Origin of the sequence: Stenotrophomonas geniculata ATCC 19374 = JCM 13324 (assembly GCF_001431625.1) — a bacterium.
Taxonomy (GTDB): Bacteria; Pseudomonadota; Gammaproteobacteria; order Xanthomonadales; family Xanthomonadaceae; genus Stenotrophomonas; species Stenotrophomonas geniculata.
This window is the reverse complement of sequence record NZ_LLXT01000097.1, coordinates 39,538-64,361: the sequence shown is the minus strand read 5'-3', so window position 1 is coordinate 64,361 and position 24,824 is coordinate 39,538. Positions and strand designations below refer to the sequence as shown.

Sequence of the window (24,824 nt, the reverse complement as noted above, 5' to 3'; positions counted from 1 at the left end):
CGTGGTGGCGAGAGGCAAGCGGCGGCGCGGCGCCGCCGCCGACATCAATCAGCCCAGTGCACGCGCAGGCGCGCGCCGTCCAGGTTGATTGCATTGAGGATCGGGTACTGCTGGGCGTCGTTGCTGTCCAGCGCCTGGCGCAGCACCTGCAGCTTCTGCTTGCCGCGCAGCAGCAGCAGGCGCTGGCGGCACTGGCCCAGCCCGTGCGGGGTCAGCGTGATGCGCAGCGGCCACTGGTTCGCGCCCGGGCAGCCGGTGGCGTCCAGTGCCGCGTAGGGCAGGGTGCTTTCCAGTGCGCGGGCCAGGTCCTTCGAGCCCGGGAACAGCGAGGCGGTGTGGCCGTCGTTGCCCATGCCCAGTGCCACCAGGCTCGGCGGCTGGCTGTGCTGGGCCTGCAGGTTGGCGGTGTAAACGCATTCCGGCAGCGGCTTTCCGATCCGTACCAGCGGATCGAAATGCGCACCTTCGGCGCGCTTGAGCAGGTGCTCGCGCACCAGCCAGGCGTTGCTGTCGCGATCCTGCGGCGACAGCCAGCGCTCGTCGGCCAGGCTCACTTCCACCCGGTCCCAGTGCACGTCCAACTCGGCCAGCGCCTGGTAGACCGGCGCCGGCGTGGTGCCGCCGGACAACAGGATGCGGGCGCGGCCCACTTCGTTGATGTCGTGGTTGAGGGTCTGCGCCATCTCGGCGGCCACTGCCTCGATCCAGCCGTCGGCATCGCCGTGGCTGATGAACTCGATGCGGTCGTCGTGGAAGGTGGAACTCATGCGGCAACTCCAGGTGCGTCACGTTCGGCGTCGGCTGCATAGGCGGCGGCGCCCAGCAATCCGGCGTGGGGATGCATCACGGCCAACGAGGGAACGCGCGCCATGATCGAAGAGAACCGCCCCTTGTGTTCGAAGCGCTGGCGGAAACCAGAGTGCTGCAGCGAATCGAGCATCTTCGGAGTCAGACCACCGGTCAGGAACACGCCATCCCAGGCACCCTGGGTCAGTACCAGGTCGCCGGCAATGGCGCCGAACACCGCGCAGAACACGTCCACCGTGCGCATTGCCTGCGGATCGCCATGCAGGGCACGGGCGGTCACGTCCACCGGCTGCAGCTGGCCGGGATCGATACCGGCCATCTCGCACACCGCGCGATGGATGTTGACCAGGCCCGGGCCGCAGATCAGTCGCTCGTTGGAGACGCGGCCGAACTGCTCGGACAGGATTTCCAGGATGCGGATCTCCTCCGGGGTTCCCGGCGGGAAGCTGACATGGCCGCCTTCGGTTTCCAGCGGATAGCAGCGTCCGTGGCGCAGGATCAGGCCACCGACACCCAGGCCGGTGCCCGGACCGATCACCGCGTAGTTGCGCGGCTGGCCCGGCTTGCCCGGCACCCAGGCGGCACCACCGACCTGGACCACGTCATCGGGCTGCAGCAGTGAAATCGCCATCGCCTGTGCGGCGAAATCGTTGATCAGGTGCAGTTCGTCGAACCCGAGCATCGCTGCGGTGCGGCTGCGCGAGATCACCCACGGATGGTTGGTGATGCGCGCTTCGTCACCATCAACGCGACCGGCCACTGCGAACACGCCGCGGCTGGCGGTGGCGCCGATCTGTTCCAGATGGTGGCGCGCGGCATCACCCAGCGATGGGAACTCCGCCACCGCGTACTCGCGGATGCTGTCCTTCTGCAGCGGTGCGTCCTGCGAGGTGTCGGCCAGGGCGAAGCGGGCGTTGGTGCCGCCGATGTCGGCCACCAGCACCGGCTGCGAGCTGGCACTCATGCCGAGGCTCCGCTGTCCGGCGCGTCCACGCCCTGCGGCAGGAACTCGCCCGCATTGCTCGGGCCCCATTGGCCGGCGGGGTAGGGCTCCAGCGGCAGCTTGGCGTCCTTCCAGGCATCGGCCACGCTGTCGATCCACGCCCAGGCGGCGCGCACTTCGTCATCGCGCACGAACAGCGTGTGGTTGCCGTTGAACGCATCCAGGAACAGGCGCTCGTACGCGATGCGGCGGTGCAGGCCGGTCGGCACCGACAGCTCCAGCTCCAGCGGGTGCAGTTCCAGCGCGCCCCATTCCGGGCCGGCCAGGCTGCTCATCAGGCCCAGTTCGATGTTTTCCTGCGGCTGCAGCTGGAACACCAGGCGGTTTGGTGCGGCCTGCGCGCGCTGCGGGCGCTCGAACAGCCAGTGGGTGACCGGCTTCAGCGTGACCACCACGCGGGTGGTGCGCTCGGGCAGGCGCTTGCCGGTGACCAGGTGGAACGGCACGCCGCTCCAGCGCCAGTTGTCGATGTGCGCAGTGACACCGGCGAAGGTCTCCACGTCGCTGCCTTCCGGCGGCTGGTAGGCCTGTGCCGGCTGGCCGTTGATGGTGCCGGCGGTGTAGCGGCCGCGGATGCTGTCACGCGCGGCGTGCTTGGCATCAAGCGGACGCAGGGCGCGCAGCACCTTGACCTTCTCGTCGCGGATGCGGTCGGCTTCCAGCGACGCCGGCGGTTCCATCGCCACCATGCACAGCAGCTGCAGGATGTGGCTCTGCACCATGTCGCGCAGCGCGCCGGAGCGGGCGTAGTAGGCGTCGCGGCCATCCACGCCTTCGCTCTCGGCCACCAGGATGTGCACCGATTCGATGTAGTTGCGGTTCCACACTGCCTCCAGCAGCGTATTGCCGAAGCGCAGCGCGATCAGGTTCTGCACTGCCGCCTTGCCCAGGTAGTGGTCGAGGCGGAACACGCGGTCCTCGTCGATCCACTGGCCGATGGTAGAGATGATCTCCTCGGCGCTCTCGCTGTCGCTGCCGATCGGCTTCTCCAGCATCAGGCGTGCCGGTGCGGCAAGTGCGCCGCCCTTGGCCAGGCCTTCGCAGGTGGAGATGTACAGACCCGGCGGGATGGCCAGGTAGCTGACGCACTTGCGGTGCACCAGGTCGGAGACCGCGGCGGCAACCGAGTCGACGTCGCGCAGGTCCACCGAACGGTAGTCGATGCGGCGCAGCAGGGCACTGATGTCGTCCTGCGAGGCCATCGGCATGGCCTGCTGCAGGCGCGGGCGCAGGATGTCATGGAAGGCTTCGGTGTCATGCCCGGACAGGGCCAGCGCACGGATACGGAAGTCCTCCGGCAGCAGGCCGTCGCCAAGCAGGCGAAGCAGCGAAGGGAACAGGTAGCGCTGGGCCAGATCACCTGTGGCACCGAACAGGAAGAGGGTGTCGTGCATCGCTCGAGTTTCAGATCCGGGTGACATCGTTGTCAATCGCTTCATGGCTGGGTTCGGGGGACATCCGCGCAACTGCCTGTCCGAGGTTCGTCAGGGGCGATCTCCGGGGTAGCGGAAGACCGTTCCATTCGAAACCACTGCCCCGGCGGAAGCTTCGTTCCACCGCCGACGCAGATCGGTGCGCACCGATCATCGGATAGTGCCACGTGAAAACGTTTACATGGCAGAATGGGCAACTGTATTCGATTGCAGTGCTCGCCGTCATGCCGCAAGCGCGCAATCATCACTGCCATCGGGAGGGCCGAGGCAGTCCCAAAAGACAGCCCGGCTTCGGGCGGACCGGATAGGTGATATGGCAAAAGTGCAGTTGCAGGGTGTGCGCAAGGTCTATGACAACGGCCAGGTCGCGGTGAAGGACGCCAGCTTCGAGGTCGCCGATGGCGAGCTGATGGTGCTGGTCGGTCCGTCCGGCTGTGGCAAGTCGACCCTGCTGCGGATGGTGGCTGGCCTTGAAGAAATCAGCGGCGGCACGCTGACCATCGGTGATCGCGTGGTCAACGACGTGGCGCCGAAGGATCGCGACATCGCGATGGTGTTCCAGAGCTACGCGCTGTATCCGCACATGACCGTGGCCGAGAACCTGGCCTTCGGCCTGAAGCTGCGCGGGCATGACAAGGCGACCATCGACAAGCGCATCGCCGAAGCGGCGCAGACGCTGGGCCTGACCGAGATGATGGACAAGCTGCCCAAGGCGATGTCCGGCGGCCAGCGCCAGCGTGTTGCGCTGGGCCGGGCGCTGGTGCGCGAGCCGGCGGTGTTCCTGCTCGACGAACCGCTGTCCAATCTGGATGCCAAGCTGCGCCACAGCGTGCGCACCGAAATCGCGCAGCTGCATCGCAAGCTGGGCACCACCATGATCTACGTGACGCACGACCAGGTTGAAGCGATGACCCTGGGCCAGCGCATCGTGGTGCTGAAGGACGGCATCATCCAGCAGATCGATACGCCGATGGCGCTGTACGACCGCCCGGCCAACCTGTTCGTGGCTGGTTTCCTCGGCAGCCCGGCGATGAACGTGCTGCGTGGCACGCTGCAGGGCGATGCCGGTGGCGTGACCGTGGTCGACGGCGAATGGCGTGCACCGCTGGGTCAGGCCACGATCGATCCGGCGTGGTTGCAGAAGCCGATCGCGGTGGGCGTGCGGCCGGAGCACCTGCAGCCGGCGGCCGCCGATGATGCGCATGCGTTCACTGCGCGCATCGAAGGCATTGAGCCGGTCGGCAACGAGATCTTCGTCAACCTCAGCAGTGGCCAGCATGCGCTGACCATGCGCGTGGCGCCGCAGGCGCTGCCGGCGGTGGGCGAGCAGATCCGCGTGGCGATCCACCCGCAGGGGTTGCATTTCTTCAACCCGGAAACCGGCGAGCGGCTCTGACTCTGTAGCCGAACCCACGCTCGGCTGCTTCGTTGCGGTGCGGACCAACGGTCCGCACCCACCATGGCGGCGGTAGCGCCGGGCCGTGCCCGGCGTGAACCTCAGCGCGCCAATCCATCCAGTAGCGGCACACGCTGCGCCACCGCACCACCCACCTGCAGCTCGGCGTCGCTGGCCTCCAGCGGCAGCACCGCCAGCGCCAGTTCACCGGCCACGCTGGCAATCGTGCCCAGCGCTGCGCCGTCCTGTTGTACGCCATCGCCGGCCTGCGCCGGTGCTGCGGCATGCAGCAGCTGCACCGCGCGCTTGGCCTTGCCGAGGAAGTGGGTGCGCGCGACGATTTCCTGGCCGGGATAGCAGCCCTTCTTCACGCTGTAGCCGTTCAGGCGGTCCAGGCCCAGCTGCTGGGGGGTCCACACTTCGCGCTGGCTTTCTTCCAGTCGCGGCAACCCGTAGCGCAGGTCGGCCTGGCGCCAGGCCAGGGCGAAAGCGGCCTCATCGGTTTCGCTGCCGGCGGCAAATGCATCAGCTGCGCCAATGCGCAGGGTGCGCGGCAGCGCATCGCTGCCCAGGTCAAGTTCCCAGCCGGCCGCTGCGGCGTGCGCAATCGCGGCGTTGCTGGCGGCTTCGGGCGCGGTGAAGGCGCCGGCCACCGCCAGATCGCTGCGCACCTGCACCTTCACCTTGCGACGGAACACGAAGCGCTGCAGTTGCGACGCAATCGCATCGGCATCGCCGTCGGCCAGCACCAGCATCACGTGGTCGTCGGCCAGCCGAAGCAGCTGGAACACCGCCAGGGTGCGGCCTTTTGCGCTCAGCCAGGCGCTCCACTGCCAGTGCAGCAGGGGCAGGGCAGTGACGTCGCCGCTGAACTGGGCGTGGGCGAAAACGGCCGCATCCGTGCCCTGCAGGCTCAGCAACTGGTGGCCGGGCAGGCGCGGATATCCGACGAAAGCAGGGGGCAGGTTGTCAGGCACGTGAACGAGGTCTAAAATTTGTGCGTTGCGAGACCGAACATGATAGGCCAAACAACCCCAACTCCCGACGACGAATCTGAAGCCCCGCTGGTCCCCGCGGCACCCGTGCCCGTGGAACAGGAAAAAGCAGAGGAATTCGGCGGCCGCGGCGGACTTGATCCGGTGCGGTATGGCGATTGGGAGAAAAACGGACGCTGCATCGATTTCTGATCAGCATTGAGCCAACGCGGCCGTGTGCCGCCCAGCCGAGACAACGAGCCCAGCGAATGGCGACCAGACAACGCCCACTTTCCCCGCACCTTCAGGTGTATCGCTGGCAGATTCAGATGGCCACCTCGATCCTGCATCGAGCCACTGGCGTCTTTCTGTCTGTTGGTGCCCTCATCATCGCTGCCGGCCTGCTGGCCCTGATGATGGGGCCCGAGTCCTGGAACTGCTTCACCGGCCATGCCGGGGCCTGGTATGGCCGCGTGTTCCTGTTCGCGTGGACATGGTCGTTCGCCTATCACCTGTGCAATGGCATCCGCCACGTGGTGCAGGACTTCGCCATCGGCTTCAGCATCCCCGCCTTCATCCGCAGCAGCTGGCTGTCGGTCACCGGCAGCCTGGTGATCACCCTGCTGGTGTGGGCCTATGTGATGTTCGGAGGTGCCGCGTGAGCAAGTTCCGTACCCCGCTGAAGAACGTGCGCGGCCTTGGCTCGGCCAAGACCGGCACCGAGCACTTCGTGCACCAGCGCCTGACCGCCGCCGCGCTGGTGGTGCTGGGCATCTGGTTCCTGGTCTTCGTGCTGGGCCTGCTGGGCTCGGACTACGCGACCGCCGCCGCCGCCGTGGCCAAGCCGTGGAACGCAGTGCCGCTGATCGGCCTGCTGATCGCCATGTTCTGGCACGCGCAGCTCGGCATGCAGGTCGTGCTGGAAGACTACATCCACGAATCGCTGCTGGCCCTGGTGCTGCAGACCGCGGTGAAGTTCGTCGCCGTGCTCGGCATGATCGTCAGTGTGTTTGCGGTGGGCCGCATCGCCCTCGGCGTTGCCTGAGCCCAGGCACCAACACAGGAATCCAGATTAGATGTCCGCTTACAAGATCACCGAACACAAGTACGACATGGTCGTGGTCGGCGCCGGCGGCGCCGGCCTGCGCGCCACGTTCGGCCTGGCCGCCAAGGGCCTGCAGACCGTGTGCCTGACCAAGGTCTTCCCGACCCGTTCGCACACCGTTGCCGCCCAGGGCGGTATCTCGGCCGCACTCGCCAACATGGGCGAGGACGACTGGCGTTACCACTTCTTCGATACCATCAAGGGGTCGGACTGGCTGGGCGACCAGGACGCCATCGAATACATGTGCCGTGAGGCCATCCCGGCCATCATCGAGCTCGAACACTACGGCGTGCCGTTCTCGCGCACCGCCGAAGGCAAGATCTACCAGCGTCCGTTCGGTGGCATGACCACCAAGTACGGTGAAGGCCCGGCGGCGCAGCGTACCTGCGCGGCGGCCGACCGTACCGGTCATGCGATGCTGCACACCCTGTACCAGCAGTCGCTGAAGCACGACGCGCGCTTCATGATCGAGTACTTCGCGCTCGACCTGATCTTCGACGAGGAAGGCGCCTGCCGCGGCGTGCTGGCCCTGGACATGTCCGATGGCACGCTGCACCTGTTCCGCGCCCAGGGCGTGGTGCTGGCCACCGGCGGCTACGGCCGTGCCTACTTCAGCGCCACGTCGGCGCATACCTGCACCGGCGACGGTGGCGGCCTGGCCATGCGTGCCGGCATCGCCATGCAGGACATGGAGTTCGTGCAGTTCCACCCGACCGGCATCTACGGCGCCGGCTGCCTGATCACCGAGGGTGTCCGCGGTGAAGGTGGCATCCTGCGCAACAGCAGTGGCGAGCGCTTCATGGAGCGCTATGCACCGCACTACAAGGATCTGGCCTCGCGCGACGTGGTCAGCCGTTCGATGACCATCGAGATCCGCGAAGGCCGCGGCGTCGGCGAGCACAAGGATCACATCCTGCTCGACCTGACCCACCTCGGCCCGGGCGTGATCGACGACAAGCTGCCGGGCATCGCCGAAAGCGCCCGCATCTTCGCCGGCGTCGACGTGCACAAGCAGCCGATCCCGGTCATCCCGACCGTGCACTACAACATGGGCGGCATCCCGACCAACTACCACGGCGAAGTGGTGCAGAAGGTCGGCGACAACGACAATGCCGTAGTGCCGGGCCTGTACGCGATCGGTGAAGCGGCCTGCGTCTCCGTGCACGGCGCCAACCGACTGGGCTCGAACTCGCTGCTGGACCTGGTGGTGTTCGGCCGTGCGGTGGCCAACCGCTGCGCCGAGACCATCAAGCCGGGCGCGTCGCACAAGCCGCTGGCGTCTGATGCCTGCGACAAGGCGCTGGGCCTGCTGGACAAGCTGCGCCACGCCAACGGCGATACCCCGACCTCGGTCATCCGCGATCGCATGCAGCGCACCATGCAGGCCGATGCCGCCGTCTTCCGCACCAGCCAGACGCTGAAGGAAGGCTGCGAGAAGATGGACAAGATCTTCGACTCGTTCCAGGACGTGAAGGTCTCCGACCGTTCGCTGGTGTGGAACTCGGACCTGATCGAGACCTACGAGCTGAACAACCTGCTGCTCAACGCGGTGGCGACGATCAACTCGGCCGAACAGCGCAAGGAAAGCCGCGGCGCGCATGCGCACGAGGACTTCCCGGACCGCGACGACGTCAACTGGCAGAAGCACACCCTGGTCAGCGTCGACGAGAAGGGCAAGTGCAGCTTCGACTACCGTCCGGTGCACATGTACACGTTGACCGACGACGTGTCCGTGGTGCCGCCGAAGCCGCGCGTGTACTGATCCGACCCCGCCTACCATGCAATCCGCGCCCAAGGGCGCGGGCCGCCTGAGCCAACGAGAGCAGCCATGGCCGAGTTTTCACTCCCCAAGAATTCCAAGATCACGAAGGGCAAGCACTTCCCCGTCAAGAACGGCGGCAAGAACGTGCGCACCTTCAAGATCTACCGCTGGAGTCCGGACGACGACAGCAACCCGCGCACCGATACCTATGAAGTCGATCTGGACGCCTGTGGCCCGATGGTCCTGGACGCCCTGATCAAGATCAAGAATGAGATCGACCCGACCCTGACCTTCCGCCGCTCCTGCCGCGAAGGTATCTGTGGTTCGTGCGCGATGAACATCGACGGCACCAATACCCTGGCCTGCACCCGAGCCATCTCGGACTGCGGCAAGAAGGAAGTGCCGATCTACCCGCTGCCGCACATGAACGTGGTCAAGGATCTGGTTCCGGACCTGACCCACTTCTACGCGCAGTACGCCTCGATCAAGCCGTGGATCCGCACCCAGACCCCGGCACCGCCGGACCGCGAGCGCCTGCAGTCGCCGGAAGACCGCAAGAAGCTGGACGGCCTGTACGAGTGCATCCTGTGCGCCTGCTGCTCGACCAGCTGCCCGAGCTACTGGTGGAACGGCGAGCGTTACCTGGGCCCGGCGATCCTGCTGCAGGCCTACCGCTGGATCATCGATTCGCGCGATGAGGACACCGGTGCGCGCCTGGACGACCTGGAAGATCCGTTCAAGCTGTACCGCTGCCACACCATCATGAACTGCGCCCGGACCTGCCCGAAGGGCCTGAACCCGGCGCTGGCGATCGCCGAGATCAAGAAGCTGATGATGGAACGCCGCGCCTGATACGGTCCGGCTGTACCCGGTAGAGCCACGCCGTGCGTGGCTGCACCTCCCAGCAGAGCCACGCCATGCGTGGCTTTGCTGCATCTGGAGAAACACGATGGAAGAAGATGTTCTGCTGAAGAAGCTGCGCTGGCGCTGCCGCCGCGGCATGCGCGAGCTGGACCAGCTGTTCGGCCGTTACCTCGACCACGAATGGAGCACTGCGCCGACCGAAGAGCGCGAGGTTTTCTTGTTCCTGCTCGACTGCGAGGACGATAAGTTGTGGCGCTGGTTCATGGGTTATGAGGCCTGCCCGCATGCGCACGCAATCCCCCTCATGCAGAAGATCCTCGCCCTCAAGCCTTGAGTGGCGGCCCTCACGGCTGCAGGCCGCCGCCCAGCTGGCGGTGCTGCTGGCCGCACCCTGGCTGCTGCGCGCATCGGATCTGCCGCCGCGGCTGTTGATGCCCGCGGTGTTGCTGGCCTGGGGCATCGGGTTGGCCGAACTGGCCTGGCGCCAGCGCAGGCCACGCGTGCAGGTGCTTCTGCCGGTACCGTCCGAGCCGCTGCAGGTGGCCGGGCAGGACGTCGATGCGCCACAGCTGGTCGTGCGCGGCCCCTGGCTGCTGTTGCTGTGGCGTGAGGATCGGCGCCGCCGGCGCCTGCTGTTCTGGCCGGATGTGCTCGATTCCGGGCAGCGACGTGAACTGCGACTGGCCGTCGCCGCACGCAGCGTTTCCCGTCGGCCCCGGTCGATGGCACCATAAGCTGAATTGACCGGCGTGCCTGCATGTTCAAACCCATTCCCGTGGCCATCGGCCTGCGCTACCTGCGCGCCAAGCGCCGCAACGGCTTCATCTCCTTCATCTCGATGGCATCGATCCTGGGCATCGCGCTCGGCGTCACGGTGCTGATCACCACCCTGGCGGTGATGAGCGGTTTCCAGAAGGAAATCCGCAGCCGCCTGCTGCAGATGACCGCGCACACCACCATCAGCCGTGACGGCGAGCCGATGCCGGACTGGATGCGGGTGGTCGACGTGGCCAACAAGGATCCGCGCGTGGCCGGTGCCGCGCCGTACATCGAGATCCAGTCGATGATCAGCGGTCCGCGCGTGCAGGGTGCGATCATCCAGGGCATCGATCCGGCGCTGGAGCCGAAGGTGTCGGTGATCGACAAGAAGATCACCAAGGGCAGCTATGACAGCCTCACGCCGGGCAGCTTCAACGTGCTGCTGGGCAAGGAGCTGGCGCTCTGGCTGGGCGTGGACGTCGGCGACCAGGTGCTGGTGACCTTTGCAGAAGTGCAGGGCACGCCTGCCGGCGCGGTGCCACGGATGAAGCGCTTCACCGTCAGCGGCATCTTCGAGGCCGGTTACAACGAAGTCGACCGTGGCGTGGGCTTCGCCAACATGCAGGACCTGGAGCGCGTACTGCGCAGCGACGGTGCCACCGGCGTGCGCCTGAAACTGCACGACATGGACCGCTCGCTGGAAGTGGGCGTGGACCTGGCGCAGAACCTCGGCGGTGCCTACAGGGTGAGCGACTGGACCCAGCAGAACGCCAACCTCTACCACTCGCTGCGCATGGAGAAGGTGGTGATGGGCATCCTGCTGTCGCTGATCATCGCCATGGGCGCCTTCAACCTGGTGTCCTCGCAGGTGATGCTGGTGACCGACAAGCAGGCCGACATCGCCATCCTGCGCACCCTCGGCCTGACCCCGGGTGGCGTGATGCAGGTGTTCATGGTGCAGGGCTCGCTGATCGGCATCTTCGGCACGCTGGCCGGCCTGATCGGTGGCATCACCCTGACCCTCAACCTGGAGCGCATCCTCGGCGCCATCGAGAGCGTGTTCAACGTCAAGCTGATGCCGGAGGATGTCTACTACATCACCGGCCTGCCGACCGACATGCAGACCGGCGACGTGGTGGCGATCACCGTGGTCGCACTGCTGATGAGCTTCCTGGCCACCCTGTACCCCGCCTGGCGGGCAGCACGCACCCAGCCGGCGGAGGCCCTGCGTTATGAATAAGGTCTTCAACCGCGGCGATGAAGTGATCCGCGCCGAAGCACTGGGCAAGACCTACGCCGAAGGGCGCATGCAGACCCCGGTGTTCGATGGCCTGGACCTGACCGTGACCGCCGGCGAAACCGTGGCGATCATCGGTGCCTCCGGCGCCGGCAAGAGTACGCTGCTGCACCTGCTGGGTGGCCTCGACATTCCGACCGCGGGCGAGGTCTATGTGACCGGCCAGCGCATGTCGGCGCTGTCGGACACCGCGCGCGGCCTGCTGCGCAACCAGGCGCTGGGCTTCGTCTACCAGTTCCATCACCTGCTGCCGGAGTTCACCGCGCTGGAAAACGTGATGATGCCGGTGCTGCTGGCTGGCACCGCGGTGGCCGAAGCGAGCAGCCGCGCCACCACGCTGCTGGAAGCGGTTGGCCTCGGCCATCGCCTGGACCACAAGCCGGGCGAGCTGTCCGGCGGCGAGCGCCAGCGTGCTGCGGTGGCGCGAGCACTGGTCAATCATCCGGCCTGCGTGCTCGGTGACGAGCCGACCGGCAACCTGGATGACCGCACCGCTGCAACGGTGTTCGAGCTGATGCTGGAGCTGAATCGTGCACGTCACACCAGCCTGGTGCTGGTAACCCATGACCGCAGCCTGGCGCGTCGCCTGGACCGGGTGCTGGAACTGCGCGAAGGGCGCCTGCACGCACTGGCCCACGCCGACGTCTGAGCGGTCGGACGGACTCTGGTGGAAGCCGACCTTGGTCGGCTGCTCCTGCAGGGCAAGCGCCAACCAAGGTTGGCGACTACCGGAATCCGATGTTCTGGACCCGCTTTGGCAGAGGTCGACCTTGGTCGACCGCCGACCGGCGCCTGAATGGGGCCGTCGGCCGTCGCGCCGGCATTGCCAGGCCAAGCGCATGATGGCGACAGTTCCCCGAGGAGATCGCCATGAAGACCCCGCTTCTGCTGGCCGGCCTCTGCCTGGCCCTGGCCGCCTGTGCCACCACCGGCCGGCTCAGCAGCGCCGAGAAGCTTGACCTTTACCGTGCCCACGCCGGTGCGCCGCAGAACGACATGCAGTTCTTCGGCACCCTTAATGGCTGGACCGAGCTGGGTGACAGCGCGCTGGCGGTGTGGACGCGTCCCAGCGAGGCCTACCTGCTGGAGCTGAGAGGCCCCTGCCAGGACCTGCCGTATGCCACCGCCATCGGCCTGACCAGCCAGATGAACCGTGTCTCGGCGCGCTTTGACAAGGTGCTGGTGCGCGACCCCACCGGCGGCCCGCGCATGCCGTGCTTCATCAACAGCATCCGCAAGCTGGACGTGAAGGCGCTGCGTGCTTCCGAACAGGAGCTGCGCCAGGCGCAGGTGCAGGAGCGCGAGGAATCCGGGAAATAAACGGGTAGCGCCGGGCCATGCCCGGCGGATGCCTGGACGCCGGGCATGGCCCGGCGCTACCGGCAGGTCAGGCTTCCGGAACGAAGCCTGCGGGCTTCTCCGCGTCCTTCTCGAACAGGAACTTGACCAGTTCGCCTTCAAGGAACGCGCGATGCTCCGGCGTGCGCGGTGACAGCCGGTTCTCGTTGATCAGCATGGTCTGGTGCGCCAGCCACGCGGCCCAGGCCTGCTTGCCGATGTTGTTGAAGATGCGCTGGCCCAGCTCACCGGGGTAGGGCACGAAGTCCAGGCCCTCGGCATCGCGTTGTTCGTACTGGCAGAAGACGGTTCGGGGCATGGCACTCACTCGTGGTTGCGGGATTTCTTGGAGGTTCGTTTCGGCGTCTTGATCGTGGCGCCGTCGAGCAGCTTGCGGATCGGCGCCGGAAGGCCCAGCGCGGGCAGTTCGTCGGCAGCCACCCAGCGCAGCGTGGGTTCTTCCACGCGCAGGCCGTGTACCTGCCGCGACAGTACCTGCAGATGCAGCTTGTAGTGGCTGAAGGTGTGCTGCAGCACCGGCAGTTCGTCGGCATCTTCCAGCGAGCCGTCCACATGTGTGTCGAACCAGTCCTGCAGGTCGCTGCCCGTCTCGGCCTGCGGCAGCGTCCACAGCTGCGCCCAGATGCCAGTATCCGGCCGCTTCTGCAGCAGCACGCGCTGCTGGGCGTCGCGCAACAGCAGGGCGACCGCTTCGCGTTCGGGCAGGGTCTTGCTGGGCTTGGGCGTCGGTAACTCAGCGGTGCGGCCTTCGCGGCGTGCCACGCAGTTGTCCTGCAGCGGGCAGATCACGCATGTCGGCTTGGCCCGACTGCAGACGGTGGCGCCCAGATCCATCTGCGCCTGGGTGTAATCTGCCATGCGCCCGGCCGGGACCTGCGCAACGTGCGCCCCGGCGATGGCCCACAACTGCTTCTCGATGGCCGGCAGGGCGGGAAACCCGTCGATGCCGTGGTAACGGCTCAGCACGCGCTTGACGTTGCCATCCAGGATCGCGAACGGGTCGTTCCAGGCTTGGCTGAGGATCGCGCCGGCAGTGCTGCGGCCGATGCCGGGTAGGGCGTGCAGTGCATCGAAATCTCGCGGCAGGTCGCCGTCATGCAGTTCCACGCAGCGCTTTGCGGCGGCATGCAGGTTGCGTGCGCGGGCGTAGTAGCCGAGCCCGGCCCACTGCGCCATCACCGCGTCGTTGCTGGCGGCGGCAAGGTCGGGCAGGGTCGGGAAGTGCTGCAGGAACCGCTGGAAGTACGGGATGACCGTGGCCACCTGGGTCTGCTGCAGCATGATTTCCGACAACCACACCCGGTAGGGGCTGCGCGGGTGTTGCCAGGGCAGGTCGTGGCGGCCGTGGTCGTCGAACCAGTGCAGCAGGCGGGCGACGAAGTCGTCGTGCTGGGCAGTGTCGGCGCTGGCGTGCGGCTGGCGGGGCATCGGTGTTCCAGAGAGGCAGCCACCCGTGGGTTCACCCTTGTAGAGCCACCCCATGGGTGGCTGCACCAGAGTGCGGTGGCTGCACGGTATATCAGGCACCCAGCGCTTCAGGCAGCAGGGCGTCGACGAAGGCTTCCGGATCGAACACGCGCAGGTCTTCCGGGCGCTCGCCGATGCCGGCAAAGCGGATCGGAATGCCAAACTCGCGGGCCAGCGCGAACACCACGCCGCCCTTGGCGGTGCCGTCCAGCTTGGTCACCACCAGGCCGGTCACGTTCACTGCGGCATTGAACTGGCGCAGCTGCGACAGCGCGTTCTGGCCGGTGGTGCCGTCGATCACCATCAGCACCTCATGCGGCGCGGTGGGGTCGATCTTGCCGAGCACGCGGCGGATCTTGCCCAGTTCGTTCATCAGGCCGGACTGGGTATGCAGGCGGCCGGCGGTATCGGCGATCAGCACCGAGGTGCCGCGGGCCTTGCCGGCCTGCAGTGCGTCGAACGCCACCGAAGCGGCATCGGCGTTCTGCCCCTGGGCGACCACGGTCACGCCATTGCGCTCGCCCCAGGCCTGCAACTGGGCCACGGCGGCGGCGCGGAAGGTGTCACCGGCGGCCAGCATCAGGCTGTGGCCTTCGTCCTTGAAGCGCTTGGCCAGCTTGCCGATGGTGGTGGTCTTGCCGACGCCGTTGACGCCGACGGTCAGTACCACGAAGGGCTTGGCAGTGCGGTCGATCACCAGCGGCTTGGCCACCGGCTGCAGGATCGCGATCAGCTCGGCGCGCAGTGCGGCCAGCAGTGCATTGGCGTCGGCGAACTCGCGCGACTTCATGCGCTTGCGCAGGCTCTCGACCAGATCGGTGGTGGCACCCACGCCGACGTCGGCGGTGATCAGTGCGGTTTCCAGCTCGTCCAGCAGGTCGTCGTCGAGCTTGGGGTTGCGCGAGAACAGGCCACCGAAGCTGCGCGCGATGACGCTGTTGCGCAGGCGCTCGCGCCAGCCGGGCTTGCCGGCAGTTGCGGGCACGGCGTCGACCGAGGCGGCGGCCGGCAGATCGTCGGTGACCGGTGCCGGTGCCGGGGTGGGCCCAGGCAGCGGCGCGGGTGCAGGTTCGATGGCCGGGGTCGCAACGGGGGCGACGTCGATCTGCGCCGTCGGCGCTGGAGCTGCCGGAACCGGCGCGGCTGGAGCCGGAATCACCGGCGTGGGCTCGACAGCGACTGGAGCGACCGCTGCCGGGGGCGGCTCGACCGTGGCAGGCACGGCCGGCGCGGCTACCGGCGCAGGCTCCTTGTCCTCGACCGGTGCGGCCGACGGGAACGCCGCCGCCAGCTCTTCAGCCGAGTAGTGCTGGGTCTTGGGTGCCTCCGCTGCGGGGGCATCCTGGGGCTTCTTGCGGCGGAAAAAACTGAGCATTGGCAAAAGGCGCTGAAATCAGGGGGATATGCTACCACTCGGGCCTGTCGGGCCGATGTGGGCTCAAGGTTGCGGCCCATCGGCCGTTAACCGGTCCGGAGGGCTGCGCAGTGCGGTCCGGAGACCGCCATGAACAACGTGATGGGAACGGCACGCGGTGGCATGCGTGCAGCCCAGCAGGGGGTGCAGCTGGCCGCGCACAACGTGGCCAATCTGGCGACCCCGGATGCCCAGCGCCTGCAGCTGCAGCGTAGTGCGGTGGAGCAGGGCGGAGTGCAGGCCTCGGTGACCCCTGCCGGTGCCGATGTCGATGTCAGTGCACCGCTGGGAGATCTGCTCGCGGCGAAAGCCGAGGTGTTGGCCTTCGCCGCCAATGCCACGGTGATCCGCCGCCAGGACCCGTTGCTGGGCTCGCTGCTGGATCGCGAAGCCTGAACCCCCTCGGCAGGCGCCAACCGCCGCCCCTGGTGGGTGCCAACCCTGGTTGGCATGCTTGACCCGCCCTGGTAGGTGCCAACCTTGGTTGGCACGCTTTTGGGGCGCCAACCAAGGTTGGCCTCTACCAAGGCACCGCCGGGCCATGCCCGGCGACCACCGCCTCGATCAGGCCGACAGCTCCAGCAGCAGTTTGTTCAGGCGCGCCACGTAGGCGCCCGGGTCCTTCAGGCTGTCACCGGCGGCCAGCGCGGTCTGGTCGAACAGCACCCGGCTCAGGTCGTCGAAACGTGCGCCATCGCCTTCGGCATCCAGCTTGGCGATCAGCGGATGGCCGGGGTTGATCTCCAGCACCGGCTTGCTGTCGGGCACCTTCTGCCCGCTGGCCTCCAGGATCTGCCGCATCTGCAGGCCCAGGTCCTGTTCGCCGATGGCCAGGACCGCCGGCGAATCGGTCAGGCGGTGCGACACGCGCACCTCGGCCACGTCATCGCCCAGCACCGTCTTCAGGCGCTCCACCAGGCCCTGCTTGTCCTTCGCGGCCGCTTCCTGTTCCTGCTTGTCGGCCTCGCTTTCCAGCGCGCCCAGGTCGAGGTCGCCACGGGCGATGTCAACGAAGCCCTTGCCGTCGAAATCGGTCAGGTAGCCCATCAGCCACTCGTCGATGCGGTCGGTCAGCAGCAGCACTTCCACGCCCTTCTTGCGGAACACTTCCAGGTGCGGGCTGTTGCGCACCTGGCTGTAGCTCTCGCCGGTCAGGTAATAGATCTTGTCCTGGCCTTCGGTCATGCGGCCGATGTAGTCGGCCAGCGACACGGTCTGCGCATCGGCCTCGCCACGGGTGGAGGCGAAGCGCAGCAGGCCGGCCACCTTCTCGCGGTTGTTGTAGTCCTCGGCCGGGCCTTCCTTCAGCACCTGGCCGAATTCCTTCCAGAACGTGGCGTACTGCTCGGGCTTGTCGTTGGCCAGCTTCTCCAGCATGTCCAGCGAGCGCTTGGTCAGCGCCGCCTTCATCGAATCGATGACCGGGCCGGACTGCAGGATCTCGCGCGAGACGTTCAGCGACAGGTCGTTGGAATCGACCACGCCCTTGATGAAGCGCAGGTACAGCGGCAGGAACTGCTCGGCCTGGTCCATCACGAACACGCGCTGCACGTACAGCTTCAGGCCCTTGGGCGCGTCACGGTGGTACAGGTCGAACGGCGCGCGGCCGGGCACGTACAGCAGCGAGGTGTACTCCAGCTTGCCTTCAACCTTGTTGTGGCTCCACGCCAGCGGGTCGCTGTGGTCATGTGCCACGTGCTTGTAGAACTCGGTGTACTCGGCGTCGCTGATCTCGGTGCGCGGGCGGGTCCACAGCGCGCTGGCGCGGTTGACGGTTTCCCATTCGACCGCAGCGCCTTCTTCGCCGCCTTCCTTCGGCATCTGGATCGGCAGGCCGATGTGGTCCGAGTACTTCTTGAGGATGCTGCGCAGGCGCCAGCCATCGGCGAAGTCATGCTCGCCTTCCTTCAGGTGCAGCACGATGCGGGTGCCGCGCTCGGCCTTGTCCACGGTGGCCACTTCGAAATCGCCTTCGCCACGCGAGGTCCAGCGCACGCCTTCGCCTGCAGCCAGGCCGGCGCGGCGCGAGGTCACTTCCACTTCGTCGGCGACGATGAAGGCGCTGTAGAAGCCGACGCCGAACTGGCCGATCAGCTGCGAATCCTTCTTCTGGTCGCCCGACAACTGGCGCAGGAAGTCGCCGGTGCCGGACTTGGCGATCGTGCCGAGGTGGGCGATGGCTTCGGCGCGGCTCATGCCGATGCCGTTGTCTTCGATGGTGATGGTGTGGGCGGCGGGGTCGAAGCTGACGCGCACGCGCAGTTCGCTGTCGCCTTCCAGCAGAGCCGGCTGGGTCAGGGCCTCGAAGCGCAGCTTGTCGGCGGCGTCGGCGGCGTTGGAGACCAGCTCGCGCAGGAAGATCTCCTTGTTGGAGTACAGCGAGTGGATCATCAGCTGCAGCAGCTGCTTGACTTCGGTCTGGAAGCCAAGGGTTTCGGTCTGGGTGGTCTCGGTCATCGATAGGGCTCCATGTGCAATGCCGCGCCAGCGCGTGCGGCCTCGCCAAGGGGTATGGCTGATTGTCCCGAAATCAAGGGGTTGGTCGGCAGGGCTTGCAGCCCTGCACCTGCAGAGGCCGAAGCAACCGCAACTGCAACAGCAACGGCAAGAGCGGGCATTCCGTGGGATGGCGGGGCACTGTGGGTTTGCGGGGACGCCGTAAACCCATCCATGGGGGCTTGGGCGCGGCATCCATGCCGCTCACACCCCGCAAACCCACAGTGCCCCGCTTTCGACAGTTGGCTGGCGGCCAGTAGATCCACGCCATGCGTGGATGAAATCTCTCAGATATCGAAATCCAATCTGACCCCGCCTGTATGTCGAGCATCGGATCGCGTCTGGGGTAGAGCCCCCTGAGTCAGGGGGCGGCCGCGAAGCGGCGGGGGTATGGAAGCTGGTAAGTGGGGCCCGCGTTTCGCGCAGCGAAGCGTGGGAGCGACAGCGCGTATGCGTTGGCGCGTCCCCGGGCGCCGCCCGGCCGAACTACAATCCCGCTCATGCTGAAATTCTCGAATACCTCCCGCCGGGGGCGCCGGTGAGCGGCCGTGGGGGCAATGACGGTCAGGTCCGCATCATCGGCGGGCGCTGGCGCAATACCCGCCTGCCGGTGCCGACCCTGCCAGGGCTTCGGCCCAGCAGCGACCGCGTGCGCGAGACCCTTTTCAACTGGTTGATGCCCAGACTGGGCGGCGCGCGGGTGCTGGACCTGTTCGCCGGCAGTGGCGCGTTGGGCCTGGAGGCGGTCTCGCGCGGCGCCGCCCACGCCACTCTGGTCGAGCGCGACGCGCAGCTGGGACGCAATCTGACCGCGGCCGTGGCCAAGCTGCAGGCCTCCGACCAGGTCACCGTCGTGCAGGCCGATGCCCTGCGCTGGCTGCAGGGCGCACCGGCACAGCAGGCCGATCTGGTGTTCATCGACCCACCGTTCGCCGATGGCCTGTGGCAGGACGTGCTGGCCCAGCTGCCGCGGCATCTGGCTGCCGATGCTTGGCTGTACCTGGAATCGCCGGCCGGCCACGCGCCGGTGCTGCCGTCGGACTGGCTGCTGCACCGCGAGGGGGGCACCCGCGAGGTGCGCTTTGCCCTGTACCGCCGCGCCACTGCTACACTTTGACCTCATCTGAACATCTGCAACCGCCCATGACCGTGGCCAACCGCCGCATTGCCGTTTATCCCGGCACGTTCGACCCCATCACCAACGGTCATATCGACCTGGTGAGCCGGGCCGCGCCGCTGTTCGAAAAGGTCGTGGTCGGCGTGGCGCAGAGCCCGTCCAAGGGCCCGGCGCTGCCGCTGGAGCAGCGCGTGCAGCTGGCACGTGGCGCACTCGGCCACCACAGCAACGTCGAGGTCATCGGCTTCGATACGCTGCTGGCCCATTTCGTACGTTCGGTCCAGGGCGGGGTGCTGCTGCGCGGCCTGCGCGCGGTGTCCGACTTCGAGTACGAGTTCCAGATGGCCAGCATGAACCGCCACCTGATTCCGGAGGTCGAGACCTTGTTCCTGACCCCGGCCGAGCAGCACAGCTTCATTTCGTCCTCGCTGGTCCGCGAGATCGCGCGCCTGGGCGGCGACGTGTCCGGTTTCGTGCCGGCCGCGGTGCTCGAAGCCCTGCGCAAGGTCCGCGAAGCGAAGGCCGCACAGTCGTAAGCCCCGCTGTACCCGCACCCCATTACGTACAACACCACGCACCATTCCGGGAGGAAACCCATGAACACCACCATGCGCGCGATGCTGATCGCTTCGTTGGCCCTGGCCTTCACCGCCTGCAAGAAGGAAGAGGCCGCTCCGGTCGACGAGGCCAAGCAGGCCCTGGTCGCGCCGTCCAAGGACGACGATGCAGGCTGGAAGAAGTACCTGCAGGAAGTGGCCATCCAGAACATGGGCAACATCAGCAACAGCCCGTTCCTGTACTACCTCTCGCCGGAATCGGACCCGGACTTCCAGGCCAAGTACGAGCGCCAGACCGAGAGCGCGACCCAGGCCGTGGCCCGTGGCGTGCAGCCGGGCAACATGCTGGCCTTCGGTTCGTCGGCCTCGGGCAAGATGGCTGACATGATCCAGGCCGTGTTCAAGGACGTGGCGCCGGATTCGATGAAGGGCGTGCGCGTCGTCTTCATCGGCCAGTCGGCCGACAACGCCCGCGTGCAGGCGGCGGTCCAGCCGACCGGCGCCGAGTACATTTTCGTCGAAGCCAAGTAATACCGAGCCATGGCGGCCATGCTCCGGCATGGCCCGGGCGGCACCCCGCAAGGGTGCCGCTGATGACCTGACCGGCCCGCGCGCCCGCGCTGGCCGGTCCTTTGTCCCAAGGCGCGGGCGAGGAGTATCGCCATGTCGCTGAAAATCAACGAGCTCTGCGTCAACTGCGACGTCTGCGAGCCGGCCTGCCCGAACCAGGCCATTTCGATGGGTGAAACCATCTACGTGATCGACCCTGCGCGCTGTACCGAATGCGTCGGTCATTTCGACGAGCCACAGTGCGTGGTCGTCTGCCCGGTCGAGTGCATCGACCCGGACCCGGAGATCGTGGAAACGGAAGACCAGCTGCTGGCCAAGCTGCGCCAGCTGCAGCACGATCACCCCGAACTCTACGCGGAGCCCCCATCCGAATGAAGACGCTGATCGTCCGCCCCCTGTTGCTGCTCGGCCTGCTGCTGAGCCCGATGGCCTGGGCCGACAGCCCGGCCCGTGCCGAGCGCCCCGATGGCGCAGCCATTGCCAGCGGCCACGCGCTGGCCACCCAGGCAGGTATCGATATCCTGGCGCAGGGCGGCAACGCCTTCGATGCCGCGGTCGCGGTGTCATCCACGCTGGCGGTGGTCGAGCCGATCAGTTCCGGGCTGGGCGGCGGCGGCTTCTTCCTGCTGCACGACGCGGCCACCGGCAAGGATGTGATGCTGGATGCACGCGAGACCGCACCGGCCGCGGCAACTCCGCAGGCCTTCCTCGACAAGCAGGGCAACCTGGACCGTGATCGTTCGGTCAACGGCGCCTGGTCGGCCGGTATCCCGGGCCTGCCTGCAGCGCTCGTCGAGCTGTCGGCCAAGCACGGCAAGCTGCCGCTGTCGGCATCGCTGCAGCCGGCGATCCGCATCGCGCGCGAAGGCTTCCCGGTGTACGACCGCATGGCCAAGGGCTATGCGTCGCGCCGAGAAGTGATGGAGCGCTATCCCGGCACGCGCGAGGTCTACCTGCGCAACGGCAAGCCGATCGCCACCGGTGACCTGTTCAAGCAGCCGGAGCTGGCACAGACGCTGGAGCGCCTGGCCGCGGATGGCTTCGATGGCTTCTACAAGGGCCAGACCGGAAAGCTGTTGCTGGCAGGCGTGAAGCAGGCTGGCGGCAAATGGAGCGCCGAAGAGTTGGCCGGCTACCGCGTGAAGCAGCGCGAGCCGATCGTCTTCAATTACAACGGCTGGAAGATCACCACCGCGCCGCCGCCGTCGTCCGGTGGCATCGCGCTGGCCAGCATGCTGCAGATCCTGGAAGGCTGGGACATCAGGAAGATGGACCCGGCGCATCGTACCCACCTGGTGGTGGAGTCGATGCGTCGCGCGTACCGCGACCGCACCTTCTTCCTCGGCGATCCGGACTTCGTGCAGATCCCGCAGAAGGTGCTGACCAGCAAGGATTACGCACAGGGCCTGCGCGCTACCATCCATCCGGAGAAGGCCACGCCCAGCGACCTGCTGTCGGGCAATCCGACTCCGCTGGAAGACGACGAGACCACGCATTTCTCCATCATCGACCGCGACGGCAACCGCGTCGGCGCCACCCAGACCGTCAACCTGCTGTACGGCTCGGGGTTGATTCCCAAGGGCACCGGCGTGCTGCTGAACAACGAGATGGACGATTTCGCGCTGAAGCCGGGCACGCCCAATGCGTTCGGCGTGATGGGCTATGAAGCCAATGCGCCGAAGCCGGGCAAGCGCATGCTCAGCTCGATGACGCCGACCTTCATGGAGAACGCCGACAAGGTCGTGGTGCTGGGCACCCCGGGTGGCAGCCGCATCATCACCATGGTGCTGCTGGGCATCCTCGGCTACGACGACGGCCTGGATGCACAGCAGGTTGCCGCGCTGCCGCGCTACCACCACCAGTGGCTGCCGGACCTGATCGAAGCCGAGGACGATGCGTTCGACGCGGCGACGGTGAAGCAGCTGCAGGCGATGGGGCACAAGATCGACCTGCCGGGCAATGTGGCTGCAGGCGGCCGCGGGTCCAGCCATGTGTGGGGCAACCTGCAGACCGTGGAATGGGACCGCAAGGCGAACAAGCTGTTCGGCGGCAGCGACCCGCGCAATCCGGTGGGCAGTGCCCAGGTCGTCCCGGCGCGCTGATCCGGTCGTGCCGGCTGCTGGCCGGCAATCCGGCTGATTATCGAAACCCCGCCTTTGCCGGCGGGGTTTTCTGTTTCCCTTCTAGCGATTATTTAACGAGCCGGCGCCGATAATCGACACATGAAACTCTGGTCAATTCGTGGAAACTCGCAGCGCCTCGATGGCGGCGCGATGTTCGGCAACGCGCCGCGCGCGTTGTGGGAAAAATGGGCGGCACCGGACGAGCTCAATCGCATCGAGCTGGCCTGCCGTGCGCTGCTTGCCAGCCCGCTGGAAGGCAAAACCGTGCTGTTTGAAACCGGGATCGGCGCGTTCTTCGACCCGCGCATGCGCGAGCGCTACGGCGTGCAGGAAAGCCAGCATGTGCTGATCGATTCGCTGCGCGAAGCCGGCTTCGAGCACGAGGATATCGACGTGGTGGTGCTCAGCCACCTGCACTTCGATCATGCCGGCGGCCTGCTGGCGGCGTGGAGCGAAGGGCGTGAGCCCGAGCTGCTGTTCCCCAACGCAACCTATGTGGTCGGCGCGCAGCATTGGCAGCGCGCCGTGCAGCCACACCCGCGCGACCGCGCCAGCTTCATTCCGGAACTGCCGGGCCTGCTGCAGGCCAGTGGCCGGCTGGAAGTGGTGGACGGGGAGTACTCGAAGGCGCTCGGCCGCAGCGTGCGCTTCAGCTACAGCGACGGGCATACGCCGGGGCTGATGCTGGCCGAGATCGTCGGTCACGCGCATGCCGGCGAAAGTGCGCACGGTGGCGTGGTGTTCTGTGCCGACCTGATCCCGGGGCGCTCATGGGTACACGTGCCGATCACCATGGGCTACGACCGCAATGCCGAGCTGCTGATCGACGAAAAGCGGCAGTTCCTTGAAGACAAGCTGGCGCGCAACGTGCGGCTGTTCTTCACCCACGACCCGCAGGTGGCGTTGGCGCAGCTGGGCAGGGATGACAAGGGGCGTTTCGTGACCCTGCACGAACAGGGCGAGCTGAAGGCACGCGCCCTGGGGTAATGGAAAGGCCGGGCAACGCCCGGCCTTCACTGATGGCGGCAGGTCCACGCCATGCGTGGATGGCCGTTTCATCCGGATGCGACCGTTACGATGCCTTCAGGCAACTGCTCATGAAGGTCTTGCGCGCATCACCGGTCAATTTTTTCGTGCCGGCATCGGCGTTGCATTTGCGCATGCGTTCCTGCGGCGTTGTCGCGGCCTTGGTCTCGGCGGCATGGCCGCTGAGGCAGGAGCTCTGTGCAGTCTTGTAGGCATCCCCCTTCAAGCCCTTGTTCTTGGCTGAGCATTCGGCCATGCGCTGCTGCTGCGGCGTGGTGGCATTGGCAGCCAGGGGCAGGCCGACCAGCAGGACGGCGGCCAGCAGGAAAGAGGCTTTCATCGGGAGCTCCAAGGGTGGCGGGTGCGCGGAGCATTCGCTTCCAGCCTGCAAGGCCACGTGAAGAACCACGCCATTGCCGCGCCTGCTTGCGGCAACGTTCAGATCGGCGTATTACTTAGCCATATGGGTAAGTATGATCCCGCCATTCAAGACGTCTTCCAGGCATTGGCCGACCCGACCCGGTGCGCGATCGTGGCTGTGCTGGGGCAGGGGCCGCGCACGGTGTCGATGCTGGCCGGGCCCTTCGAGATGGCTTTGCCTTCTCTGATGAAACATCTGGCCGTGCTGGAGCGCAGCGGCGTGGTGCGCAGCCACAAGCGGGGGCGCGTACGCACCTGCGAACTGGTGCCGGCGCGGTTGGGCGAGGCCGAGCAGTGGCTGGCCGAACAACGTGCCGTATGGGAAGCGCGCGCCGACCGCATGGTCGATTTCGTTGAAACCCTTCACCGACAGGAGCAGGCCCATGGCCGTAGACGCAGGCAACAACCCTGACACCGACCTGGTCATCAGCCGTGTGTTGAATGCACCGCGTGCCGCCCTGTGGCGGGCCTGGACCGATCCGGAACTGCTGCGCCAGTGGTGGTGCCCGAAGCCGTGGACCACCGAGGTACGCGCATTCGACCTGCGCCCCGGCGGGGCCTTCCACACCTTCATGCAGGGCCCCGATGGTGGCAGCAGCGACAATCCGGGCAGTTTCCTGGAGATCGTGCCGCAGCAGCGCCTGGTGTTCACCTCGATGCTGGGCGCAGGCTGGCGACCGCAGTCACCCTGGCTGGGCTTCACCGCCGTCATCACGATGGAGGATGACGGGCAGGGCTGCCGCTATACCGCGCGGGTGATGCACCCGGACAAGGCCCTGCGTGACCAGCATGAGCAGCTGGGCTTCTTCGACGGCTGGAACACGGTCATCGGCCAGCTGGAAGCCTTCGCGGCCGGCCTGTAGGCCGCGCTTGGG

General features: G+C 66.9%; 29 protein-coding genes. 20 read left to right on the top strand and 9 right to left on the bottom strand.

Features of this window, described 5'->3' with window-relative positions; genetic code table 11:
• Positions 1-44 precede the first annotated feature (44 nt).
• The 3 genes from pgl to zwf are packed head-to-tail and all read right to left on the bottom strand — an operon-like array spanning position 45 to position 3,204.
• Positions 45-767: a 6-phosphogluconolactonase gene (pgl, locus tag ARC63_RS09105; protein ID WP_057503079.1), complete on the bottom strand. Its 723-nt coding sequence runs from the start codon at positions 765-767 to the stop codon at positions 45-47.
• Complete coding sequence (gene glk, locus ARC63_RS09100) at positions 764-1,771, bottom strand: glucokinase (protein ID WP_010484331.1); 1,008 nt, start codon at positions 1,769-1,771, stop codon at positions 764-766. The genes pgl and glk overlap by 4 nt, the downstream gene beginning before the upstream one ends.
• Complete coding sequence (gene zwf, locus ARC63_RS09095) at positions 1,768-3,204, bottom strand: glucose-6-phosphate dehydrogenase (RefSeq protein ID WP_057503078.1); 1,437 nt, start codon at positions 3,202-3,204, stop codon at positions 1,768-1,770. Before zwf ends, glk begins: the two co-directional genes overlap by 4 nt.
• 352 nt (positions 3,205-3,556) lie before the next feature.
• On the opposite strand from zwf, the gene ARC63_RS09090 reads away from it, so the two are divergent.
• A complete protein-coding gene (locus tag ARC63_RS09090) occupies positions 3,557-4,639 on the top strand; it encodes an ABC transporter ATP-binding protein (protein WP_010484335.1) in 1,083 nt (360 codons plus the stop codon).
• 101 nt (positions 4,640-4,740) lie between these two features.
• Here the strand turns inward: ARC63_RS09090 and ygfZ are convergent, their stop codons facing one another.
• On the bottom strand, positions 4,741-5,616 hold the full coding sequence (ygfZ, locus tag ARC63_RS09085; RefSeq protein ID WP_010484337.1) for a CAF17-like 4Fe-4S cluster assembly/insertion protein YgfZ: 876 nt from the start codon (positions 5,614-5,616) through the stop codon (positions 4,741-4,743).
• A gap of 39 nt (positions 5,617-5,655) precedes the next feature.
• Here ygfZ and ARC63_RS23790 point away from each other — a divergent pair, with 39 nt between their 5' ends.
• From ARC63_RS23790 to ARC63_RS09040, 10 genes are all read left to right on the top strand, one after another.
• The gene (locus ARC63_RS23790; RefSeq protein WP_005409075.1) at positions 5,656-5,826 is read left to right on the top strand and encodes a DUF1674 domain-containing protein; all 171 of its coding nucleotides are present in this window, start codon (positions 5,656-5,658) and stop codon (positions 5,824-5,826) included.
• Between the two features lie 56 nt (positions 5,827-5,882).
• Positions 5,883-6,275, top strand: a complete 393-nt coding sequence (gene sdhC / locus ARC63_RS09080) for a succinate dehydrogenase, cytochrome b556 subunit (protein ID WP_005409076.1) — start codon at positions 5,883-5,885, stop codon at positions 6,273-6,275.
• Positions 6,272-6,658, top strand: coding sequence for a succinate dehydrogenase, hydrophobic membrane anchor protein (gene sdhD / locus ARC63_RS09075; protein WP_005409077.1), 387 nt, complete (start codon positions 6,272-6,274; stop codon positions 6,656-6,658). The genes sdhC and sdhD overlap by 4 nt, the downstream gene beginning before the upstream one ends.
• A 31-nt stretch (positions 6,659-6,689) precedes the next feature.
• Positions 6,690-8,480, top strand: coding sequence for a succinate dehydrogenase flavoprotein subunit (sdhA, locus tag ARC63_RS09070; RefSeq protein WP_010484342.1), 1,791 nt, complete (start codon positions 6,690-6,692; stop codon positions 8,478-8,480).
• 66 nt (positions 8,481-8,546) lie between these two features.
• Positions 8,547-9,332: a succinate dehydrogenase iron-sulfur subunit gene (locus ARC63_RS09065; protein ID WP_005409079.1), complete on the top strand. Its 786-nt coding sequence runs from the start codon at positions 8,547-8,549 to the stop codon at positions 9,330-9,332.
• 97 nt (positions 9,333-9,429) lie between these two features.
• Positions 9,430-9,678, top strand: a complete 249-nt coding sequence (locus tag ARC63_RS09060; protein ID WP_005409080.1) for an FAD assembly factor SdhE — start codon at positions 9,430-9,432, stop codon at positions 9,676-9,678.
• A complete protein-coding gene (locus ARC63_RS09055; RefSeq protein ID WP_029379940.1) occupies positions 9,629-10,078 on the top strand; it encodes a hypothetical protein in 450 nt (149 codons plus the stop codon). The genes ARC63_RS09060 and ARC63_RS09055 overlap by 50 nt, the downstream gene beginning before the upstream one ends.
• Positions 10,079-10,101: 23 nt before the next feature.
• A complete protein-coding gene (locus ARC63_RS09050) occupies positions 10,102-11,343 on the top strand; it encodes a lipoprotein-releasing ABC transporter permease subunit (RefSeq protein ID WP_019338333.1) in 1,242 nt (413 codons plus the stop codon).
• Complete coding sequence (gene lolD / locus ARC63_RS09045; protein ID WP_005409083.1) at positions 11,336-12,049, top strand: lipoprotein-releasing ABC transporter ATP-binding protein LolD; 714 nt, start codon at positions 11,336-11,338, stop codon at positions 12,047-12,049. The genes ARC63_RS09050 and lolD overlap by 8 nt, the downstream gene beginning before the upstream one ends.
• 221 nt (positions 12,050-12,270) lie before the next feature.
• Positions 12,271-12,720, top strand: coding sequence for a DUF6491 family protein (locus ARC63_RS09040; protein ID WP_019338334.1), 450 nt, complete (start codon positions 12,271-12,273; stop codon positions 12,718-12,720).
• A gap of 67 nt (positions 12,721-12,787) precedes the next feature.
• On the opposite strand, the gene ARC63_RS09035 is transcribed toward ARC63_RS09040, so the two are convergent.
• From ARC63_RS09035 to ftsY, 3 genes are all read right to left on the bottom strand, one after another.
• Positions 12,788-13,057 (bottom strand): oxidative damage protection protein, encoded by a 270-nt coding sequence (locus tag ARC63_RS09035; RefSeq protein ID WP_019661206.1) that lies wholly within the window; start codon positions 13,055-13,057, stop codon positions 12,788-12,790.
• Positions 13,058-13,062: 5 nt separating this feature from the next.
• Positions 13,063-14,187, bottom strand: coding sequence for an A/G-specific adenine glycosylase (gene mutY / locus ARC63_RS09030; RefSeq protein WP_057503077.1), 1,125 nt, complete (start codon positions 14,185-14,187; stop codon positions 13,063-13,065).
• 91 nt (positions 14,188-14,278) lie between these two features.
• Positions 14,279-15,601, bottom strand: coding sequence for a signal recognition particle-docking protein FtsY (gene ftsY / locus ARC63_RS09025; RefSeq protein ID WP_057503076.1), 1,323 nt, complete (start codon positions 15,599-15,601; stop codon positions 14,279-14,281).
• Positions 15,602-15,730: 129 nt separating this feature from the next.
• Between ftsY and ARC63_RS09020 the strand changes: the two genes are divergently transcribed.
• Positions 15,731-16,036, top strand: a complete 306-nt coding sequence (locus ARC63_RS09020) for a hypothetical protein (protein ID WP_057503075.1) — start codon at positions 15,731-15,733, stop codon at positions 16,034-16,036.
• Between the two features lie 168 nt (positions 16,037-16,204).
• Here the strand turns inward: ARC63_RS09020 and htpG are convergent, their stop codons facing one another.
• Entirely contained in the window at positions 16,205-18,097 is a 1,893-nt protein-coding gene (htpG, locus tag ARC63_RS09015) for a molecular chaperone HtpG (protein ID WP_057503074.1), read from the bottom strand.
• Positions 18,098-18,644: 547 nt separating this feature from the next.
• Between htpG and rsmD the strand changes: the two genes are divergently transcribed.
• The 6 genes from rsmD to ARC63_RS08985 all read left to right on the top strand — a co-directional run bounded on the left by rsmD (position 18,645) and on the right by ARC63_RS08985 (position 23,490).
• The gene (rsmD, locus tag ARC63_RS09010; protein ID WP_321210815.1) at positions 18,645-19,253 is read left to right on the top strand and encodes a 16S rRNA (guanine(966)-N(2))-methyltransferase RsmD; all 609 of its coding nucleotides are present in this window, start codon (positions 18,645-18,647) and stop codon (positions 19,251-19,253) included.
• Positions 19,254-19,279: 26 nt separating this feature from the next.
• On the top strand, positions 19,280-19,789 hold the full coding sequence (gene coaD, locus ARC63_RS09005) for a pantetheine-phosphate adenylyltransferase (protein ID WP_010484372.1): 510 nt from the start codon (positions 19,280-19,282) through the stop codon (positions 19,787-19,789).
• A 60-nt stretch (positions 19,790-19,849) separates the two neighbouring features.
• Positions 19,850-20,341 (top strand): hypothetical protein, encoded by a 492-nt coding sequence (locus ARC63_RS09000; RefSeq protein WP_010484374.1) that lies wholly within the window; start codon positions 19,850-19,852, stop codon positions 20,339-20,341.
• Between the two features lie 132 nt (positions 20,342-20,473).
• Positions 20,474-20,755 (top strand): YfhL family 4Fe-4S dicluster ferredoxin, encoded by a 282-nt coding sequence (locus ARC63_RS08995; protein ID WP_010484376.1) that lies wholly within the window; start codon positions 20,474-20,476, stop codon positions 20,753-20,755.
• Positions 20,752-22,482: a gamma-glutamyltransferase gene (gene ggt, locus ARC63_RS08990; RefSeq protein WP_057503073.1), complete on the top strand. Its 1,731-nt coding sequence runs from the start codon at positions 20,752-20,754 to the stop codon at positions 22,480-22,482. The genes ARC63_RS08995 and ggt overlap by 4 nt, the downstream gene beginning before the upstream one ends.
• A 120-nt stretch (positions 22,483-22,602) precedes the next feature.
• On the top strand, positions 22,603-23,490 hold the full coding sequence (locus ARC63_RS08985; protein WP_019338337.1) for an MBL fold metallo-hydrolase: 888 nt from the start codon (positions 22,603-22,605) through the stop codon (positions 23,488-23,490).
• Between the two features lie 85 nt (positions 23,491-23,575).
• On the opposite strand, the gene ARC63_RS08980 is transcribed toward ARC63_RS08985, so the two are convergent.
• Complete coding sequence (locus tag ARC63_RS08980) at positions 23,576-23,869, bottom strand: PsiF family protein (RefSeq protein ID WP_019338338.1); 294 nt, start codon at positions 23,867-23,869, stop codon at positions 23,576-23,578.
• Positions 23,870-23,926: 57 nt separating this feature from the next.
• Here ARC63_RS08980 and ARC63_RS08975 point away from each other — a divergent pair, with 57 nt between their 5' ends.
• Together ARC63_RS08975 and ARC63_RS08970 are read left to right on the top strand one after the other, a co-directional pair.
• Positions 23,927-24,361 (top strand): ArsR/SmtB family transcription factor, encoded by a 435-nt coding sequence (locus ARC63_RS08975; protein WP_224329208.1) that lies wholly within the window; start codon positions 23,927-23,929, stop codon positions 24,359-24,361.
• Positions 24,333-24,812 carry an SRPBCC family protein gene (locus ARC63_RS08970; protein WP_049434910.1) on the top strand — a complete coding sequence of 160 codons (480 nt, stop codon included), beginning with the start codon at positions 24,333-24,335 and terminating at the stop codon, positions 24,810-24,812. The genes ARC63_RS08975 and ARC63_RS08970 overlap by 29 nt, the downstream gene beginning before the upstream one ends.
• Positions 24,813-24,824: the final 12 nt, after the last annotated feature.

Bases quoted from the DNA above. Each gene is read 5' to 3' on its own strand.
- pgl (WP_057503079.1), bottom strand. From the start codon at position 767: ATGAGTTCCACCTTCCACGACGACCGCATCGAGTTCATCAGCCACGGC.
- glk (WP_010484331.1), bottom strand. From the start codon at position 1,771: ATGAGTGCCAGCTCGCAGCCGGTGCTGGTGGCCGACATCGGCGGCACC.
- zwf (WP_057503078.1), bottom strand. From the start codon at position 3,204: ATGCACGACACCCTCTTCCTGTTCGGTGCCACAGGTGATCTGGCCCAG.
- ARC63_RS09090 (WP_010484335.1), top strand. From the start codon at position 3,557: ATGGCAAAAGTGCAGTTGCAGGGTGTGCGCAAGGTCTATGACAACGGC.
- ARC63_RS23790 (WP_005409075.1), top strand. From the start codon at position 5,656: ATGATAGGCCAAACAACCCCAACTCCCGACGACGAATCTGAAGCCCCG.
- sdhC (WP_005409076.1), top strand. From the start codon at position 5,883: ATGGCGACCAGACAACGCCCACTTTCCCCGCACCTTCAGGTGTATCGC.
- sdhA (WP_010484342.1), top strand. From the start codon at position 6,690: ATGTCCGCTTACAAGATCACCGAACACAAGTACGACATGGTCGTGGTC.
- ARC63_RS09065 (WP_005409079.1), top strand. From the start codon at position 8,547: ATGGCCGAGTTTTCACTCCCCAAGAATTCCAAGATCACGAAGGGCAAG.
- ARC63_RS09060 (WP_005409080.1), top strand. From the start codon at position 9,430: ATGGAAGAAGATGTTCTGCTGAAGAAGCTGCGCTGGCGCTGCCGCCGC.
- ARC63_RS09055 (WP_029379940.1), top strand. From the start codon at position 9,629: ATGCGCACGCAATCCCCCTCATGCAGAAGATCCTCGCCCTCAAGCCTT.
- ARC63_RS09050 (WP_019338333.1), top strand. From the start codon at position 10,102: ATGTTCAAACCCATTCCCGTGGCCATCGGCCTGCGCTACCTGCGCGCC.
- lolD (WP_005409083.1), top strand. From the start codon at position 11,336: ATGAATAAGGTCTTCAACCGCGGCGATGAAGTGATCCGCGCCGAAGCA.
- ARC63_RS09040 (WP_019338334.1), top strand. From the start codon at position 12,271: ATGAAGACCCCGCTTCTGCTGGCCGGCCTCTGCCTGGCCCTGGCCGCC.
- ARC63_RS09035 (WP_019661206.1), bottom strand. From the start codon at position 13,057: ATGCCCCGAACCGTCTTCTGCCAGTACGAACAACGCGATGCCGAGGGC.
- mutY (WP_057503077.1), bottom strand. From the start codon at position 14,187: ATGCCCCGCCAGCCGCACGCCAGCGCCGACACTGCCCAGCACGACGAC.
- ftsY (WP_057503076.1), bottom strand. From the start codon at position 15,601: ATGCTCAGTTTTTTCCGCCGCAAGAAGCCCCAGGATGCCCCCGCAGCG.
- ARC63_RS09020 (WP_057503075.1), top strand. From the start codon at position 15,731: ATGAACAACGTGATGGGAACGGCACGCGGTGGCATGCGTGCAGCCCAG.
- htpG (WP_057503074.1), bottom strand. From the start codon at position 18,097: ATGACCGAGACCACCCAGACCGAAACCCTTGGCTTCCAGACCGAAGTC.
- coaD (WP_010484372.1), top strand. From the start codon at position 19,280: ATGACCGTGGCCAACCGCCGCATTGCCGTTTATCCCGGCACGTTCGAC.
- ARC63_RS09000 (WP_010484374.1), top strand. From the start codon at position 19,850: ATGAACACCACCATGCGCGCGATGCTGATCGCTTCGTTGGCCCTGGCC.
- ARC63_RS08995 (WP_010484376.1), top strand. From the start codon at position 20,474: ATGTCGCTGAAAATCAACGAGCTCTGCGTCAACTGCGACGTCTGCGAG.
- ggt (WP_057503073.1), top strand. From the start codon at position 20,752: ATGAAGACGCTGATCGTCCGCCCCCTGTTGCTGCTCGGCCTGCTGCTG.
- ARC63_RS08985 (WP_019338337.1), top strand. From the start codon at position 22,603: ATGAAACTCTGGTCAATTCGTGGAAACTCGCAGCGCCTCGATGGCGGC.
- ARC63_RS08980 (WP_019338338.1), bottom strand. From the start codon at position 23,869: ATGAAAGCCTCTTTCCTGCTGGCCGCCGTCCTGCTGGTCGGCCTGCCC.
- ARC63_RS08970 (WP_049434910.1), top strand. From the start codon at position 24,333: ATGGCCGTAGACGCAGGCAACAACCCTGACACCGACCTGGTCATCAGC.